Source organism: Roseibium sp. SCP14, assembly GCF_040329475.1.
Lineage (GTDB): Bacteria > Pseudomonadota > Alphaproteobacteria > Rhizobiales > Stappiaceae > Roseibium.
The window spans coordinates 62894-79901 of record NZ_JBDZYH010000004.1 but is presented as its reverse complement, the minus strand read 5'-3'; the positions used below and the strand labels follow the sequence as shown (position 1 = coordinate 79901).

The window sequence follows — 17008 nt, the reverse complement described above, 5'->3', positions numbered from 1 at the left end:
TTCAATAAAAATGTTTCGAAAACAACAGGGCCGGTCAAGACCGGCCCTGCATAATCTAGATGGCTTTGGTTGCGTGTTCCAGCCAGATTCGCTCTTTTGCACCGACGAGCGGGCCGATCTCTTCACGCACCTTTTCATGGTAGCTGTTGAGCCAATCCCGCTCAGCGGTAGTCAGCAAGGACACATCGACAAGCCTGAGGTCCATCGGCACCAGAGTAATGGTCTCAAATCCCAGGACCGGTCTGTCTCCACCTGGAATCTCCCTGGCCTCGGTAACGATTTCGAGATTTTCCAGCCTGATGCCATACTCGCCTGCAGGATAATATCCGGGTTCGTTGGAGAGGATCATACCCGGTTTCAACGGTGTGGTTCCCGTCTTGGCCAGTCTCTGGGGTCCTTCATGCACACCCAGATAGGCGCCAACCCCATGTCCCGTGCCGTGATCGAAATCGAGGCCTGCCTTCCAGAGATCAATACGCGCGAGCGTATCCAGTTGTGCACCTGAGGTCCCTTGAGGAAACTTAGCCGTAGAAATCGCGATATGGCCTTTCAGAACGAGCGTGAAATGCTTCTTCATTTCAGCACTGACCTCGCCGACGGCAAGCGTCCTGGTGATGTCCGTTGTCCCATCCTCATACTGGGCACCTGAATCAATCAGGAATGGCTTGCCCATGGAGATCTTGAGATTGCTGGCCCGGCTGACACGGTAGTGGCAGATGGCGCCGTTCGGTCCGGCTCCGGAGATCGTATCAAACGAGATGTCTTTCAGCTTGCCGGTCTCGAGACGAAACTCTTCAAGCTTCTGCGCAACGCTGATTTCATCCAGCTCACCTTTGGGCGCCTCTTCGTCAAACCAGCACAGGAAACGTACATAGGCTGCGGCATCACGGATATGCGCAACGCGCGCGCCTTTGAGTTCCGTTTCGTTCTTCACGGCTTTCGGCAACAGCACAGGATCCTGTGCTTCCACCAGCGAACCGCCGGCATCCGTAATGGCGTCCGCAATCCCAATCCCAGCCAGCGCCGGGTCGATCATGACTTTTGCGCCCGCTTCACCAAAAGCCTGAAGACCAGCCTTGAAGTCTCCCGGTTCTGCGAGGTCCGTCAGATCCACAAGCACGTCTCGAACAGAATTGGAAAGCTTGCGGCCATCGATATAGAGCGAAGGCTTGCCTTCTGCAGGAACCGTCGCGAAGGAAAGAGGTAACGGCGTGTGGTTGACATCCGAGCCGCGAATATTGAACAGCCAGGCGATGGAATCTGGTTGGGTCAATACGCAGGCGTCGGCTTTCTTGTCGGAGATCGCCGCCTGGATTTCTTCAATCTTGTCCTGCGCCGCCTTTCCCGCAAGCTCGACAGGATAAACAGAAACCTGCCCGATTGGCGGCTCAGGCCGGTCTGACCAGACACTGTCGACGGGATTGTCGTCAAGACACACCAGTTCTGCGCCTGCCTCTTCACAGATTTCCTTTAGCCGACGGACTTCCCGTACCGTGTGCAGCATGGCGTCGATGCCGAGCTTCTGTCCCGGTTTCAATCGCGCCGCCAACCATTCGCTCACCGGTTCGTTGATCAGATGCTGCGCCGGAAAGACCTCCATGTCGACCTGCTCGCGCACCTGAATGGTGTAGCGGCCGTCGACAAATATCGCTGCCGCATCATCGAGAACCGCAGCAACACCCGCAGACCCGGTAAAGCCGGTCAACCATTGCAGCCTGCAATCATGTGGCGGGACGTACTCTCCCTGGTGCGCGTCCGCACGCGGGACAAGAAAGCCGTCGAGACCACGGCGGGACAATTCGGCCCTGAGAAGCGCTGCATGCGGCGCTCCGCAGGAAGGATCACTTAGATCATCGAATGACTGAAACATGGCCGAACGGTAGTTTGACCGCCTCTGCGGATCAACCCGGATAATTATTCCGGACTTCACCCCATCGCAGAAACATATTCACCGCAATTCGCATCGCAGCATTCATTTCGCATATGCGAAGAGCGCAAAGCTGTCATGCGTTTGCAGACCTACCGAAACAGCCGGTTTAGCGGCATATAAGGAGCAACAAAAGAACAAGACGTTTCTCCCTAGGGAAGTCTTAATCTTCAAACGGGAATGACTACGATGACTATCGCAACAAGCACTTCTACTCGCTCCGGTTTCATGCGCCGCGCACTCGATCGCATGATCGAAGCACGCTCCGTTCAGGCTCGCCGTTACGTCAACGGTTACCTGCTTTCTCTGGATGATGCGACGCTGGCAGCACACGGTTACAACCGCGAGCAGCTAGAGCGTGAAGGCGCAAGCACGAGCGCGTTTTAAGGGGCTCAGGCACTAAGAATACATAATAAAGTACTGTGCACGGAAAAAGAGCTTGTCAGTTGATCTGACAGGCTCTTTTCTTTTTTCAGTTCGATATCGGGTACGCTTCTCAGGCGTTTTTGCGCCCCCTGACAAGCGTTAGGGTCAACCAGCCATCCTTTTCCCGCCGCCGATCGAGCACGAAGCCCTGGCAGCGATAGGCGAACAAGATCCTGGGACCGTCCTCGACACGCAGTCCGGACAGAACCAGCGTGGCCGTCTGTGTCATGTGCTCGCCAATGGATTTCGCCATTTTCATCAAAGGTCTGGCCAAGATATTGGCGATCACCAGATCAAACGGGCCGTAAAGCCCGAACCGCCGATCCTCCATCCCGTTGGCCGTAAAGCCCCGCACCAAATGGCGCGCACCATTCAGACTTGCGTTTTCCAATGCGGTTTTTGTGGCAACCGGATCAATATCCGTCGCCAGTACCGCCTGGCGGGCCTTGAGAGCCGCCGCAATTGCCAGAACGCCGGTTCCTGTTCCAAGGTCCAGAATGCTATCGTATTCGCGTACCGACAAGAGCCGGTCGATTTCCTCCAGGCATCCTGCAGTGGTGCCGTGATGTCCGGTTCCGAATGCAAGAGCCGCTTCGATTTCAAGCCCGATGGCACCAGGGGGAACCTTATCACGGTCGTGCCCGCCGTGAACCATGAAGCGCCCCGCCTGAACCGGTTTCAGACCTTCAAGGCTCTTCTCTACCCAGTTGATATCCGGAAGTTCCTCCGCTTCGAGCGGAGCAGAAAATGCGTCTGCTCCCACCCTATCGCGAACAGTTGCGGCAGCTTCTTCCGGTTCCATATCGAACAACAGGATCTCTGCAGACCAGATAAGCCCGTCCGGTGACGCTTCGTAGACGGTCACAGGGTTGCCGTCGTCCTCAAACGCGCGTTCCAGAACATCAGAAATTCGCTTGGCTTCCAGTTCTTCGGCAGTAATCCGCACCCGAATGGTTTTCATGACCCTGTGTGCCTTTGATAGTTGTCTCAAGGCGAGCGGTATAGCTTCACATACTGAGAAGAGCCAGTGCTTTTCCCCATGCTGAGTGTATCCAAAACGTGTTTTGACCGCCCCCTGCATCGCCCCGGACCTTGACCGCGGATAGTCCTGACCTTATCTGTGGCCTCAGGTGGACGACTTCCGGCGCCGATCCAGAGGGATCGCAGCGCAGCCTTCCCCGGGACGACCCGGGCCAAGGAAACGGAAATGTCCTGGATTTTTCTACTCATCGCCAGCGTGTTCGAAGTCGTCTGGGCCTTCTCGCTGAAGGCTTCTGATGGTTTTTCGCGCCTGACCCCTTCCCTCATCACCGTCTCGACGATGATCGCTAGCTTTTGGTTCCTTGCCCTTGCAATGCGTAGCCTGCCGCTGGGAACCGCCTATGCCATGTGGACCGGACTGGGTGCGGTCGGCGCATTCACGGCAGGGGTCGTGTTCTTGAACGAGGCACTTACTCTGGAACGGTTGCTGGCGATCTTGCTGATTGTTGCGGGTCTCGTTCTGATGAAACTGTCAGCGGCTGCATAACACGATCAAACCGGTATCCGAGGAAACAAATGGTCAACACAAACCGCACCAAAAGAAATCTGATCGAAGGCAACCCGGCACTCGTTGTTATCGATATTCAAGCGAGTACGTTCATCGATGACAGCGAGCACCGGTCAATCGACAATATGCCCGGCTACAGACAACGAATGCTGAATTCCCGCCAGGCAATCGACGCGGCACGCAGTTGCAACATTCCGGTTATATTCGTTCAGGAAGTTCACCGGCCGGATCTTAGCGACTTCGGCCGTGAACTGGACGGACAGGAGGACGTGCATTGTCTGGAGGGTCAACCGGGAACAGAGCTCGCAATCAGGGAAATGGATTTTCGTCCCGACGACTTGCACATCCGCAAGAGACGGTATTCCGCGTTTTTCGGCACTGATTTCGAAATCCTGCTCAAGGGATTGAAAACAGACACACTGCTGCTTTGCGGAGGCCTGACCGACGTTTGTGTTCACTACACATTCGTGGACGGTCATCAACATGACTATTTCTGCCGCGTTATCGAGGATTGTGTCGCCGGTTCTTCCATTGAGGCACATGACGCTGCCCTGAATGCGATGGAGTATCTGCAGACGGGCGCAAGATGTTCTTTGGAGGATACCAAGGCTGCAATGTCGTCTTTCAAGAACGAGACATGACCTGCTTGTTCACCTTGATCTGATCTCGCACGCGGGAGAAAGCTGGCTTTTTTTCCTGCGCGCTCCACATATTCCGGGATGACACCCGCTAACTTGAGCAAGGTGTTCCATGACGGAAGTTCGGCAGTTCAACAGGACAACAGCTCTTGCGGGTTTTCTCGCAGCGATGATCGTCTGCGTCTTCGCAGCCATTGGCAACGTCTTCTCTCCGGCGCATGCCGCCTCCCCTCCAAAGGATCGGGATGCCCTTTTCGAGGCCTTGAAAAACGCTCCCAACGAGGCCGAAGCTCAACTCATCGAAAATGACATATGGATGTCCTGGCTGGACGCCGCCCCGTCGGAAGAAATCAGATCCAAGCTGGATACCGCCATGCAACGGCGCAATATGTATGACCTGCAGGGCGCCAGAGAACTGCTCGATGACATCGTGGAACAAGCGCCTGACTACTCCGAAGGTTGGAACCAGCGTGCCTTCGTCTATTTTCTACAAGGCAACTATGAAGCCAGCCTGGAGGATATCGAGCGCGCCCTTGCTCTGGAACCGCGTCACTTCGGAGCTCTGTCGGGAAAGGCAATCATCTTCATGACGATGGGGCGGGTGCAGCTGGGTCAGAAGGTCCTTCGAAAGGCGATCAAGATTCACCCCTACCTAAAAGAGCGCAATTTGCTGATCGAGCCAAAGGGCATGGACCTCTGACGGAAGCGTTCCTCATTTACCCGTAACGAATTTGATACGTTCCCCGCTATGCGACTGGAAATACGAGACGTACGGTCAGTCCACCGCCAGGTGTGTCCTGTAGTTCCAGTGTTCCGGAAGCAGCCTCAACAATCGCCTTGCTCGTTGCAAGGCCTAACCCGAACCCGGTACCTTTCCGGATCTGCCGAGCTGCATCTCCGCGCTCAAACGGCTCAAGCAGACGCGCACGCTCAGAAGCTGGAATTCCAGGTCCGTGATCTATGATTTCAATTCTTGCGGCATGATGTTCGCCAGCAAAGTCGATTTCGACACCAGAGGCATACTGGACCGCATTGTCGACCAGGTTCGATAGCGCGCGCGTGATCTCGCTGCTGCACGCTTCGATCGTGGCGCTCCCCAAGCAGCGTAGTTTGACGGAAAACCCGAGATCGGAATACTGATCGGACAGGGATTGCAGCAGGCTTGCAACATCTATTCGCTGCACCGGTCCGGAACCTGAACCGTCCCGCAAAAACGTGAGTGCCGCATCGATCTGTTCTTCCATGACATTCAGATCTTCCAGGCTCCTGTTGCGGATATCACCGTCTTCCAGAAGGTCGAGCCGCAGCCGCAACCGGGTCAGCGGTGTACGAAGATCATGGCTGATGGCAGCCAGCATCCGTGTGCGTTTTTCGAGAAAGTCGTTGATCCGATGCTGCATGCGGTTAAACGCCTGGGCCGCGACACGCACTTCCCTCGGTCCCTGTTCCCTGATCGGAATCGGATTTACCGAGCTTTCCCCAAATGTCTTGGCCGAAGCTGCCAGTTCAGACAAAGGACGCACAAGTCCCTTTGCCGCCCAGATCATCAGCCCCAGAAACGTCAGGGCAAGAAAACCGAAGAACAGATAGAATGGCAGGCCGATTATGGAAGCCGGTGGCGGACGAAGCCCCCACTCAGCGGCGACGATGCTATCGTCGCTCAGACGCATGTAGACAAGAGGCGGTTCGAAACCTCGTTCCAACGGACCGATCACATGCTCAATACGCATTCCGAACACCGTTTCGCCCAACGCAAAGGGACCCGATCGCTTGCCTTCAGTGGTCGATTTTGCCGTCGTCAATACCTCTTCGTCGACAAGTTCTATTTTGAGCTGCGGCAGCTCTTTTGAAAGCTCGATGAGAACGGCGCCACGATCTTCCGCAGGTGTTTCGTTCAGCTTCGTAACCGCGACGCTTACGAAATGGCTGTTCATGATCGTCGGATTACCTTCGAACGCCTGCTTGACGAAGTAGAGCGTGACAACCCCGACAAGGATCATGAACAGGCTCGCGCAGATCATCAGAACGAGGATCTGGTTGCGCATTGTCTCCGGCCAAAATCGCTTAATCATTCTGGCCATCACGCTCCACGGGCGCAACGAACTCATAGCCTCCTGACCGAACAGTTCGGATAAACCTGTAGGTCGCCCCTCCCGCTTCAAGCTTGGATCGCAACCGGCTGACAAGAATATCGATGTTCCGCCCGTTGGAGGCACCGAATTGTCCAAGGGTCAGGTCGATAAGCTGATCCCTGCTGAGAACGTGTCCTTCCCGTTCGACCATGACCTTGAGCAGGTCAAATTCGGCAGGCGTCAGCGAAATCAAAACCTCATTCGAATTGAAAAGCTGACGGGTGCGGCAATCCATGAGCCAGCCTTCAAACTGCAAACGGACGCTCTCCACCGGAGATGCCGCTCCGTCCAGCTCCACTCTTCGGAACAAGGCTCGCACTCGTGCAACAAGCTCACGCGAATTGAATGGCTTGGGCACATAATCGTCGGCACCGACCTCCAGTCCAATTACCCGGTCGATATCTTCTCCCTTGGCCGAAACGATGATGATCGGAACATTGCCTGAAGCACGAAGGCGGCGGCAGATACTGATACCGTCCTCCCCCGGCAACATGATATCCAGCACGATCAGATCGATACGGTCTCTGGCGAGCTGACGGTCCATCTCGAACGCATCGCGTGCGAGGGTGACCTTGAACTCGTTGGCGATCAGATGCCGTTTGATCAGCAGACCGATCTCGGGATCGTCTTCGACAATCAGGATATGATGCTGTCTTTGCATGCGGAAACTTATGCCTGAAAACTCAAATTTTTCATCCGGTTTTTCAGCTTTTGTGTATCCGAATGTTTCTGGCAAGGAGCGCGGAAACACCCCGAAATCAACCTCATCAACCGGTTAAGAACCTGTTAACCATTACCATCCAACGGTCCTTGAAGTACCGGCGTAAAGGTCAATTCGGGAGCAAATTCAATGACGTCCATTGGCTCGACGCCCATGATGCCGCCAGGAGCATCGCCGCGAGATCAGGTGGTGAGCAATTTGAGCTCACAGGTCGAGGCAGGTGAAATCACCGCCGATGACCAGGAAGCGGTGATCGAAGCCCTCGACGCGATTCAAACACAGCGCGAGGCAACGGAAAGACCTGATTTCAGTTCCGGGCCGCCTTCAAGTGATGAGGTTCAGGCGAGGTTCGAAACCCTGCTGTCCGATCAGGTTGACGCCGGCACAATCAGCCAGGAGCAGGCCGATCATCTTTCAGAGATGTTCGAAGAAGGTGACTTGGGCAAACCAGAACATGCAGGGCCTTTTGAACAATCTTCCACCGGCCAGTCCGGCGCCGTGATGGAAGAACTGATGAACGCTGTTCTGGAACAGCTGCAAGGCAGCTCAGGCTATGATGACAGCGGTGACCGGTCGTCAGCAAACGTCTCGTCTCTGCTCGCGGATTTCAAGGTCTGACGGGCTGCGCAGGAAAGCCTGACCGCCCACCACCCGGTCAGGCCAGGTTTCCCAAGAGCCTGTAGGAGCTGCCCGCGGCATTCCTAGCTAAAGCGTTCACCGGAAACCGGCCGGCCTCATCCCCTGTGGCCGGTTCCCCCCTAAACATCAGTGCCAACAAACCGTCAATGGCGTTCGACAAAGCTGTCGATGACCTTCTTGACGCCGGCCTTTTCAAAATCGATCGTCAGTTTGTTGCCTTCAATTGACTTGATGGCGCCGTAGCCGAACTTGATGTGAAACACACGTTCGCCGACGGAGTAATCGGAAGGCGTTTCGCTGACCGATTTTGCCACCAGCTCGCCCTCAATGGTCAAAGGCCCCTGGCGTTTCATGCGTGCGGACTGATAACCGCGACCGCTGTCTGAGAAGCCGTCGGAGGACTGACGGGCACGTTGCGCCCGCTTCCATCCCGGCGTCGAGTAGCTTCCTCCCTCGAACGGATCGGCACTGTCGAAACGCGATGGTGCATACCCTCCTCCGGCATAGCCGCCGTAGTTGGAGGAAGGTTCACCAATTTCAACATGATCGGGCGGCAGCTCGTCCAGAAACCTGGACGGCACGGTCGATTGCCACAATCCATGGATCCGGCGGTTGGAAGCGAAATAGATCTTGGCACGCTTTCGGGCGCGTGTGATGCCGACATAGGCAAGCCGGCGCTCTTCTTCCAAACCCGCCCGGCCGCTCTCGTCAAGTGACCGTTGATGCGGAAACAGTCCCTCCTCCCATCCGGGAAGGAAGACGGTGTCGAACTCGAGCCCCTTGGCCGAGTGCAACGTCATGATGGACACCGCGTCAGTGGCGTCCGCATTGTCCCGATCCATCACCAGGGCGATGTGTTCCAGGAAGCCCGACAGAGACTCGAACTCGTCCATGGAGCGAACAAGTTCCTTGAGGTTGTCGAGGCGTCCCGGTGCTTCCGCCGAGCGGTCCTGCCGCCACATCTCGGTGTAACCGCTCTCATCCAGAATGATTTCCGCAAGCTCGGTATGTTTGAGCTGATCAAGCTGCCGCCGCCAGCGTTCGAAATTGTCAAGCACGGTCTTCAGGGCATTGCGCGGTTTCGGTTTCAGTTCCTCGGTGTCGATCAGCTGGCTCGCCGCCTGCATCAACGGAATGCGCTCGGCACGAGCAAGCCCGTGCACCAGCTTCAAAGTGGCGTCCCCGAGTCCGCGCTTGGGTGTGTTGACGATCCGTTCAAACGCCAGATCATCAGAAGGCTGAACGACACAGCGGAAGTAGGCCATCGCATCACGGATCTCCATTCGCTCGTAGAAGCGCGGACCGCCAATGACACGGTAGTTGAGACCGAGGGTGACGAAGCGGTCTTCGAACTCTCGCATCTGAAAGGAAGCACGGACCAGAACCGCCATTTCATTGAGACTGTGCCCTTTGTTCTGAAGGGCTTCGATTTCGTCGCCGATAGTGCGGGCCTCTTCTTCTGAATCCCAGACGGAGGCTACAGAGACAAGATCGTGATCGGGCTCTTCAAAATCGGTGAAAAGCGTCTTGCCCAGTCGTCCTTCATTGAACGAGATCAGATGTGAGGCCGCTGCCAGAATGTGGCTGGTGGAGCGGTAATTGCGCTCCAGCCGAATGACGACAGCTCCTTTGAAGTCATGTTCGAAGCGCAGGATGTTGTCGACTTCCGCACCGCGCCAACCGTAGATAGACTGGTCGTCGTCACCGACACAGCAGACATTCGGATTGCCCTGTGCAAGCAGACGCAACCAGAGATACTGCGCAATGTTGGTGTCCTGATACTCGTCCACCAGCATGTAGCGGAAACGCTGCTGATACTCCTTCAGGACATCCGGACGCGTCTTGAACAGCGTGATGACATGTAATAGCAGATCTCCGAAGTCGGCCGCATTGAGGATCGAAAGCCGCTCCTGATATTCTTCATAGAGCTTCCGTCCCCGGCCATTGGCAAAAGCTCTTACTTCACCCTCGGGAACCATGTCCGGCGTCAGCGCACGGTTTTTCCAGCCGTCCAGAATGCCGGCAAACGCCTTCGCGGTCCAACGCTTGTCATCAAGGCCTTCAGCCTGAATGATCTGCTTGATCAATCTGATCTGATCATCCGTGTCCAGGATCGAAAAGCTTGATTTCAATCCGACCAACTCGGCGTGCTTTCGAAGGATCTTGACGCAGATCGAGTGAAAGGTTCCGAGCCACGCCATGCCTTCCACATTGCCGCCGACGAAACCGGCAATGCGATCTTTCATCTCGCGAGCAGCCTTGTTGGTGAAAGTCACCGCGAGGATCTCAGACGGACGTGCAAGCCCTGTCGCAAGAATGTGGGCGATACGGGTGGTCAGAACCCGGGTTTTGCCGGTCCCGGCACCTGCAAGCACCAGCACCGGTCCCTCGGTCGTCTCGACTGCAAGCCGCTGTTCCGGGTTCAGACCAGTGAGATAGTCCGGTGCCTTGCGTGCAGCCATGGCGCGCGCGGCGATCCCTCCCTGCGGCCGCTGCGGGACAGGGGCAGGATCGGACCGGGTACCGATCGGCTGAAAGGGATCATCAAAAGGATCGTCGTACCCGTCCGGGTCTGCCATGATTTACTGGTCCGAATGTCAAAAGATCTTTCGGAGAACAATATAGCAACAAAATGTTCTTGGCGAGACGGATTTCCCGGAAATAGTGGGGACAAGAACCCTGAAAGCCGCACGAAAAAGGCCGGGGTTGCGGGACCCCGGCCTCCAGGACGGCCAAAGAACAATAACTCGGAACTTTGCTCCTCAGGCCGCCTCGTCTTCACGCACCTCGCTCAGGAACTGGCTGACCGACGCCGAAAGGTTGGTCGCAACCTGCCCCAGCTGCTCTGCGGACGTGCTCATTGTTTCCGATTGCTGCCGTGTCTGATCGATCGATCCGGAAACACCGGCAACGTTGGAGGCTGCTGAGGAGGCCCCGTCGGATGCAAGCGTGATGCTCTGCGTGATCTCGCTCGTGGCGGCATTCTGTTCGTCTACCGAAACTGAGATGGTTTCACTGACGGAGCGGACTTCTTCGATCTTCTCGACGATGGAGCGGATCGCGGTCACGGATTTCTGGGTTGAACTTTGAACGCCGGAAATCTGGCTGGCAATTTCGTCTGTCGCCCGTGCGGTCTGGGTCGAAAGTTCCTTCACCTCCGCCGCGACGACCGCAAATCCCTTGCCGGCTTCACCGGCTCTGGCAGCTTCGATGGTCGCGTTCAGCGCCAACAGATTGGTTTGTTCCGCGATTGCCCGGATGATTTCGACCACTTCGCCGATCTTGTCGGCGGTTTCTGCCAGGATCGAGATATCACGATCCGCGGCCACAGCTGTTTCAGCCGCAGTGGAGGAAATCTCCGTAGCCGTCGCGGCCTGACGCGAGATCTCCCCGATGGAAGCCGACAGTTCAGCTGCGGCTGAAGCCACCGTTTGAACGTTTGTTGTCGCTTCTTCGGTCGCTGCGTTGGCAGCACGTGCACTTTCATCAGCGTGCATGGCGATCTTCACCATTTCGTCGGCGCTGTAACGCATGCCTTCCGTTTCGCCGTTGAGCTGTTCCTGAATGGAAGTTACGGACATCTGGAAGTGCTCAATCGCTCGCTCCAGTTTTTCAGCCCGCTGGCGGCGCAACACACGGCCTCGCTCGGCTTCTTCCTCAAGGTCCTTCTGGCGGATCAGCTTGTCGCGGAACACTTCCGAGGCGCGTGCGATATCGCCAATTTCATCTGGACGGTCGGTATCCGAAACCTCGACCTCCAGCTCCCCCTTTGCCAGGCTTGAAATGGTGTCACGCTGACGACCGAGCGTTCTTGTGATCGAGAAGACCTGGTAGACGACCATTGCTAGAGTAATTGCGGTAAAGACGACGGCAACGATCAACAGCCAGAGAATTTGGGTATCGAAGCGAGCAACGTCGTGATCAGCGGCAGCCTCTGCCCTATGAATGAACTCCTCCGCAGCCTTTTTGACGAGGCCGAGGCGATTGGTTGCAGTTTCAAACCAGGCTGCCTCGCTCAGTCCTGCAGCGTCACCGGTTTCAGGTAAATTCTGAATGATCAGGCGCATCTCCTGCGCCTGCTTGACGGCCGGGCCCTTGAGCGTTGCTTTCCAAAGCGCCTTCTGCTCACGGGTGGCGATGGACTCGAATTCTTTTTCGAAAGCGGTTTCCGCACCGTAGTTGGCAATCGTCTTGACATAGAGCTTTTGATTGACCTTGCCGGTCGCATTGAACTCCTTCAGCAAAGCAGCACCGTTTGCCCGCTCAAGGCTACCTGTTGCCATTGCTTCAACCAGGGTCAGATAGGGGAGCAGTTCGGAAGTGATTTCCTTTGACGGGCTGGCTTCCGTCGTTACTCCGACGACGTGAATGAGTTCTTCGATTTCCTTCGAATAGTTGGAAATGGCCTCATCGACGGACATATTCTGCCCGTCAATTGCCTTGCGGAACTTGTCGATCTTGTGAACCTCCTCAGCGACATGCTGCAGGTCCTCAAGAAGTTCCTGATCGCTCAGGTTCAAAGAAGCGAGATGCTCGTCGAAGACTTTCAGCTTGGCATCTGTCTTCGGCCGTTGAGCATTAAGCACAGTGCGAGCGTCTGCCGAATAATCCGAGTTGATGAATGCAACCGTTTTGTCACGCTCTGTCTGGATTTCGTGAATCAGGTTACCTGAGTCTTCCGCAATCCGGGTCATCGGTTTCATGAAGGCGTGGTTTGATCGCTCCACGACTTTTTCATAAACGCTGAGCGCAGCAAACCCGACCACCGCGAGCATGGGAACGGCAGCGAGCAATCCTATTTGTAACTTAACACGCTTCATAGCGGTTGCCCCTCCAGAATAACAATCGTTCTCCTGAAACTGGGGCGTACGTATTACTTGTTACTTAACGTCAGTTTCAAACTTGGCAAAATACGACACCATTTCCGACCAATGCCAAATGAATCAATTTCAGGTGGTGAAATTTTCCCTGACGTGATCGGTAGTTTTCCCCATAGTTACGGTGTATTTGATCCAATTGCACTACGAAATTGTGCGGGAGTATCCTTTGATTCTAATATCTTAGCGTGTATTCCGGCAAAGGGGCCTGCCCGTCAGAACAGGTTGGGCAAAGCATCTTGCAGATCACCTTTCAGCGCCTCAACGTTTGCGGCGTCGTCATGCCGTGCCCCGATCCAACCGTCCGGCCGAACCCACATTGCGCAGCGTTCAACGACACCAAGCAGATTGTGTGCCGTCATTTCCTGATCGATCAGCAGTGTAACGCCTTCCGCACCTAGGGCAGTTCGAGCCGCCACGCCTTCTATGCTTCGTGCAACCACCGTCAGCGTGATTTCTTCTGCGTAAGCCGAGCAAAGACCGATCGCACTTTCGACAAGCAGTTTCGCTTCTATGCCGCCATCTGCGATGAAGATCACAAGGTTATGGGAATGCGTGCCCAGTTCCCCCGTGAGATAACAAAGCTGGCCGTCTGCCCGGGCGACTTGAATGTCTGAAGGAAAATGCACGCCCGGACCGGGACCGAAATCAGGCTCGGAACCAGACGCGACGATGCTTCTTTCATAAGGCCCCATGACGGCTTCATATCCGGATCCCCCGCCGCGCAGGTAGTGAACCATCTTGACCCCGAACTTGCGGAAGGAACGCGCTCGCACGGCAGGGTCGGCCACTGAGAACAGATCATCGTTGCCCTGGCTTACCGTCAGCGCGGCCTGTGCTGCAGCGCGCCGTTCCAGATCGTAGGTGTCCAGCAGGGCCTCTTCTGCCTGTCCCTTGATAACCGCAGACAGTTTCCAGCCGACATTCAGCGCATCCTGAACGCCGCTGTTCAACCCCAGCCCACCGCTGGGAGACATTGCATGCGCAGCATCACCTGCCAGGACAATTCTGCCGGAACGAAAACAGGCACTTAATTTGGACTTGCTGTGAAAGGCGGTGTCGTTGAGCGCCGGACCAAGCTTGGCTGAAGGAACGTGTTTCTTCAGAAAGTCCCGCACTCTGGACCAGCTTTCCTTGCTCGGTTCAAATGAGGCGGAATAGACCCTGAAGACTTCCTTTGTCCGATAGACACTGACGATAAGAGACTCGAAAAAGAGCACACCGTGGCTTTCCTTGTAAGGCCAGCCTTCGATTTGCGCGTCGAGAACGTGCCAGTGAAGCGACCGTTCGTGCCCGTTGAAGGCAATTCCTGCTTTTTCCCGTATCGAACTGTGTATCCCGTCACACCCGGCAAGCCAGCCCGTCTTCAGTTTTTCCGTCCGCCCTGCTCTGTTCTTGAGCTCTATCCGAACCCCATCCGGCATCTCTTCAAAGGCCGTCAGTTCGATGCCGCGCTCTATGACAACACCGAGGCTTTCCAGCCGCGATGTCAGGATCGGGATAAGCCTGTCTTCACCTAGATTGAGATGCCAGGGCCAGCGCTCGCTTGGCGAGGTTGCCGTTGCAATGACACGTCCTTCGAAGAAGTAGGACATGGCATCCACCCGAATTCCTTCTTCGAGCAGGCGTTCCAGAAATCCCATTCGCTCGGCGGCGATCAGAGTAGACGGCTTGAGCACAAAGGCGCGTGGATTGGTCGGCGGCATGAGTTCACGCTCGATCACCCGCGCCTCTATACCACGCCGGGCCAGTTCAATGGCCAGTGCAAGACCTGTAGGGCCGGCCCCGCAGATAAGAACGTCAGTCAAATCAGAACTCCGACTCGATACATGTCATCGAAGCCTATGACATAATTTCTTCCAACAGAACCGCGCTGCCTGCCGATGATGAAACTGGATTCCAGGACGCACCAGACGGAGAACCGTCGTCAGGCGCCCACCAGATCGAACCAACCGTCTTCTGAAATGACCTCGATATCCAGCTCCTGGGCTTTTTTCAGCTTTGATCCCGCTCCAGGTCCTGCAACAACCAGATCGGTTTTCCTGGAAACGGAACCGGAGACCTTTGCGCCGAACCGTTCAGCCATCGCCTTCGCCTCGTCGCGGGTCATACGCTCCAGTGATCCGGTGAAAACAACAGTCTTGCCGGCGACAGGTGAACCGGACGCATCGATTTTTTCCGCGTCTTTCGGGCGAACCTGTTCAAGCAGGGCATCCAGCTGGCCGCGATTGTGTTCCTCGGCAAAGAACTCGATCAGCGCTTCGGCAACAATATGCCCGATCCCGTCGATGTCGTTCAATTCCGCCCAGGCTTCTCCGGCTTCATCATGTGCCGCCTGCATCGCTTCATAGAACGAGATCCAAGAACCGTAGGCACGGGCAAGAAGCTTGGCATTGCCCTCCCCTACATGACGGATGCCCAGAGCAAATATGAAGCGGTGAAGATCGATATCCCGACGGGCATTGATCGCCTCGAACAGGTTTCTGGCGGAGACAGCCCCCCAACCTTCACGATTCCGAAGCTTGGTAAGTGCCCGCTTGTCCCGTTCCTCCAGCGTGAAAATGTCGGCTGGCGACATGACCAGCCCGTCCTGATAAAAGGCATCGACCTGTTTCTCTCCAAAACCTTCAATGTCGAAGGCATTGCGGGAAACGAAGTGCTTGAGTTTTTCCGTCGCCTGTGCCGGGCAAATGAGACCACCGGTACAGCGCCTGACAGCGTCGACCCGCCCGGTCTTTTCGTTTTCCTCGCGAACAGCATGGCTACCGCATGCCGGACACACAGTCGGAAACACAAAAATCTCGGCATCGGCTGGACGCTTGTCCAGGTCGATATCGACAATCTGCGGAATGACATCTCCGGCGCGTTGGATCTTGACGGTATCGCCGATACGAAGATCCTTGCCATCGCGGATCGGTTCACCGTCCTGCCCGATGCCCTTGATGTAGTCTTCGTTGTGCAGGGTGGCATTGGAAACGACAACACCGCCGACCGTGATGGGCTCCAATTTGGCAACGGGCGTCAACGCTCCCGTACGGCCAACCTGAATCTCAATGTCGTTGAGAACGGTAAAGGCCTGCTCGGCAGGAAACTTGTGCGCGATTGCCCAGCGGGGCGATCTCGAAACGAAGCCAAGCCGTTCCTGCAGGTCGAGCCTGTCGACCTTGTAGACGACGCCGTCGATGTCGTAGTCGAGTTGGGAACGGTTCTCTTCGATCCCGTGATAGACGCCGAGCAGTTCCTCAACCGTTTCGCACCGCTTCATCAGCGGGTTAATCTTGAAGCCCCAGGCCTCGAAAACCTCCACCATGCCGGACTGGGTATCAGACGGCATTTCGCTCATCTCTCCCCATGCGTAAGCGAAAAACTTCAGTGGGCGAGACGCCGTTACTTCCGATTTCAACTGACGCAGGGAACCGGCAGCCGCGTTGCGCGGATTGGCGAACACCTTGCCACCATTGGCTTCCATTCGCGCATTCAGCGCCTGGAAGTCCTTGTGCGCCATATAGACCTCACCGCGCACTTCCACGACCTCCGGCACGCTTCCGGTCAGGCGTTCGGGAATATCCTTGATGGTCCGAGCATTCGCGGTGACGTTTTCACCTGTGGTACCGTCCCCTCGGGTTGCCGCGTAGACCAGCTCGCCGTTTTCATATCGAAGAGATAGAGAAAGACCATCGATCTTCGGTTCCGCCGTAACGGCAAGGGCGCCCATCAGGGGATCGAACTTTAAAAAGCGGCGGACGCGGCCAACGAAGTCGCGAACGTCTTCGTCATTGAACGCATTGTCCAGCGACAGCATCGGCACCCTGTGGGTGATCTTGCCGAAGCCGGACGCAGGCGCGGCGCCTACATGGGCCGACGGACCGTCGGCCAGAACCAGATCCGGAAACCGTGCCTCGATCGCAGAATTGCGACGCCGGAGCGCGTCATATTCTGCGTCCGAAATCGTCGGGGCATCTTCCTGATGATAGCGCTTGTCGTTTTCAGCAATTTCCGCAGCTAGACGCTTCAGTTCCGCCCGTGCCTGTTCCGCTGTCAGCTCGTCGACGCTTACCGCCGGCAAGGACGAATCGTCCGACTTGCTCTCGCTCATGCC

13 protein-coding genes are annotated in these 17008 nt (G+C 56.1%); 5 read left to right on the top strand and 8 right to left on the bottom strand.

Going from position 1 to position 17008, the window contains the following annotated elements; all coding sequences use genetic code 11:
- Nucleotides 1-55: 55 nt before the first annotated feature.
- Nucleotides 56-1870 (bottom strand): aminopeptidase P family protein, encoded by a 1815-nt coding sequence (locus ABLQ08_RS17335; RefSeq protein ID WP_352944560.1) that lies wholly within the window; start codon nt 1868-1870, stop codon nt 56-58.
- Nucleotides 1871-2116: 246 nt separating this feature from the next.
- Between ABLQ08_RS17335 and ABLQ08_RS17330 the strand changes: the two genes are divergently transcribed.
- Complete coding sequence (locus tag ABLQ08_RS17330; protein ID WP_352944558.1) at nt 2117-2314, top strand: hypothetical protein; 198 nt, start codon at nt 2117-2119, stop codon at nt 2312-2314.
- Between the two features lie 109 nt (nt 2315-2423).
- Here the strand turns inward: ABLQ08_RS17330 and ABLQ08_RS17325 are convergent, their stop codons facing one another.
- On the bottom strand, nt 2424-3314 hold the full coding sequence (locus ABLQ08_RS17325) for a 50S ribosomal protein L11 methyltransferase (protein ID WP_352944556.1): 891 nt from the start codon (nt 3312-3314) through the stop codon (nt 2424-2426).
- 246 nt (nt 3315-3560) lie between these two features.
- On the opposite strand from ABLQ08_RS17325, the gene ABLQ08_RS17320 reads away from it, so the two are divergent.
- From ABLQ08_RS17320 to ABLQ08_RS17310, 3 genes are all read left to right on the top strand, one after another.
- Nucleotides 3561-3881 (top strand): DMT family transporter, encoded by a 321-nt coding sequence (locus ABLQ08_RS17320; protein ID WP_352944555.1) that lies wholly within the window; start codon nt 3561-3563, stop codon nt 3879-3881.
- A 29-nt stretch (nt 3882-3910) separates the two neighbouring features.
- The gene (locus ABLQ08_RS17315; protein ID WP_352944553.1) at nt 3911-4543 is read left to right on the top strand and encodes a cysteine hydrolase; all 633 of its coding nucleotides are present in this window, start codon (nt 3911-3913) and stop codon (nt 4541-4543) included.
- 109 nt (nt 4544-4652) lie between these two features.
- Complete coding sequence (locus ABLQ08_RS17310) at nt 4653-5240, top strand: tetratricopeptide repeat protein (RefSeq protein ID WP_352944551.1); 588 nt, start codon at nt 4653-4655, stop codon at nt 5238-5240.
- Nucleotides 5241-5286: 46 nt separating this feature from the next.
- On the opposite strand, the gene ABLQ08_RS17305 is transcribed toward ABLQ08_RS17310, so the two are convergent.
- Both ABLQ08_RS17305 and ABLQ08_RS17300 read right to left on the bottom strand, forming a co-directional pair.
- Nucleotides 5287-6612, bottom strand: coding sequence for an ATP-binding protein (locus ABLQ08_RS17305; protein WP_352944549.1), 1326 nt, complete (start codon nt 6610-6612; stop codon nt 5287-5289).
- Entirely contained in the window at nt 6605-7333 is a 729-nt protein-coding gene (locus ABLQ08_RS17300; RefSeq protein WP_352944547.1) for a response regulator, read from the bottom strand. The genes ABLQ08_RS17305 and ABLQ08_RS17300 overlap by 8 nt, the downstream gene beginning before the upstream one ends.
- 189 nt (nt 7334-7522) lie before the next feature.
- Here ABLQ08_RS17300 and ABLQ08_RS17295 point away from each other — a divergent pair, with 189 nt between their 5' ends.
- Nucleotides 7523-8011, top strand: a complete 489-nt coding sequence (locus ABLQ08_RS17295) for a hypothetical protein (RefSeq protein WP_352944545.1) — start codon at nt 7523-7525, stop codon at nt 8009-8011.
- A 164-nt stretch (nt 8012-8175) separates the two neighbouring features.
- Here the strand turns inward: ABLQ08_RS17295 and ABLQ08_RS17290 are convergent, their stop codons facing one another.
- The 4 genes from ABLQ08_RS17290 to ligA all read right to left on the bottom strand — a co-directional run bounded on the left by ABLQ08_RS17290 (nt 8176) and on the right by ligA (nt 17005).
- Nucleotides 8176-10611, bottom strand: coding sequence for an ATP-dependent helicase (locus tag ABLQ08_RS17290; RefSeq protein WP_352944543.1), 2436 nt, complete (start codon nt 10609-10611; stop codon nt 8176-8178).
- Between the two features lie 183 nt (nt 10612-10794).
- Nucleotides 10795-12852, bottom strand: coding sequence for a methyl-accepting chemotaxis protein (locus ABLQ08_RS17285; protein WP_352944541.1), 2058 nt, complete (start codon nt 12850-12852; stop codon nt 10795-10797).
- Nucleotides 12853-13124: 272 nt separating this feature from the next.
- Complete coding sequence (locus ABLQ08_RS17280; RefSeq protein ID WP_352944539.1) at nt 13125-14717, bottom strand: FAD-dependent monooxygenase; 1593 nt, start codon at nt 14715-14717, stop codon at nt 13125-13127.
- A gap of 119 nt (nt 14718-14836) precedes the next feature.
- Nucleotides 14837-17005, bottom strand: coding sequence for an NAD-dependent DNA ligase LigA (gene ligA, locus ABLQ08_RS17275; RefSeq protein WP_352944537.1), 2169 nt, complete (start codon nt 17003-17005; stop codon nt 14837-14839).
- Nucleotides 17006-17008 lie beyond the last annotated feature (3 nt).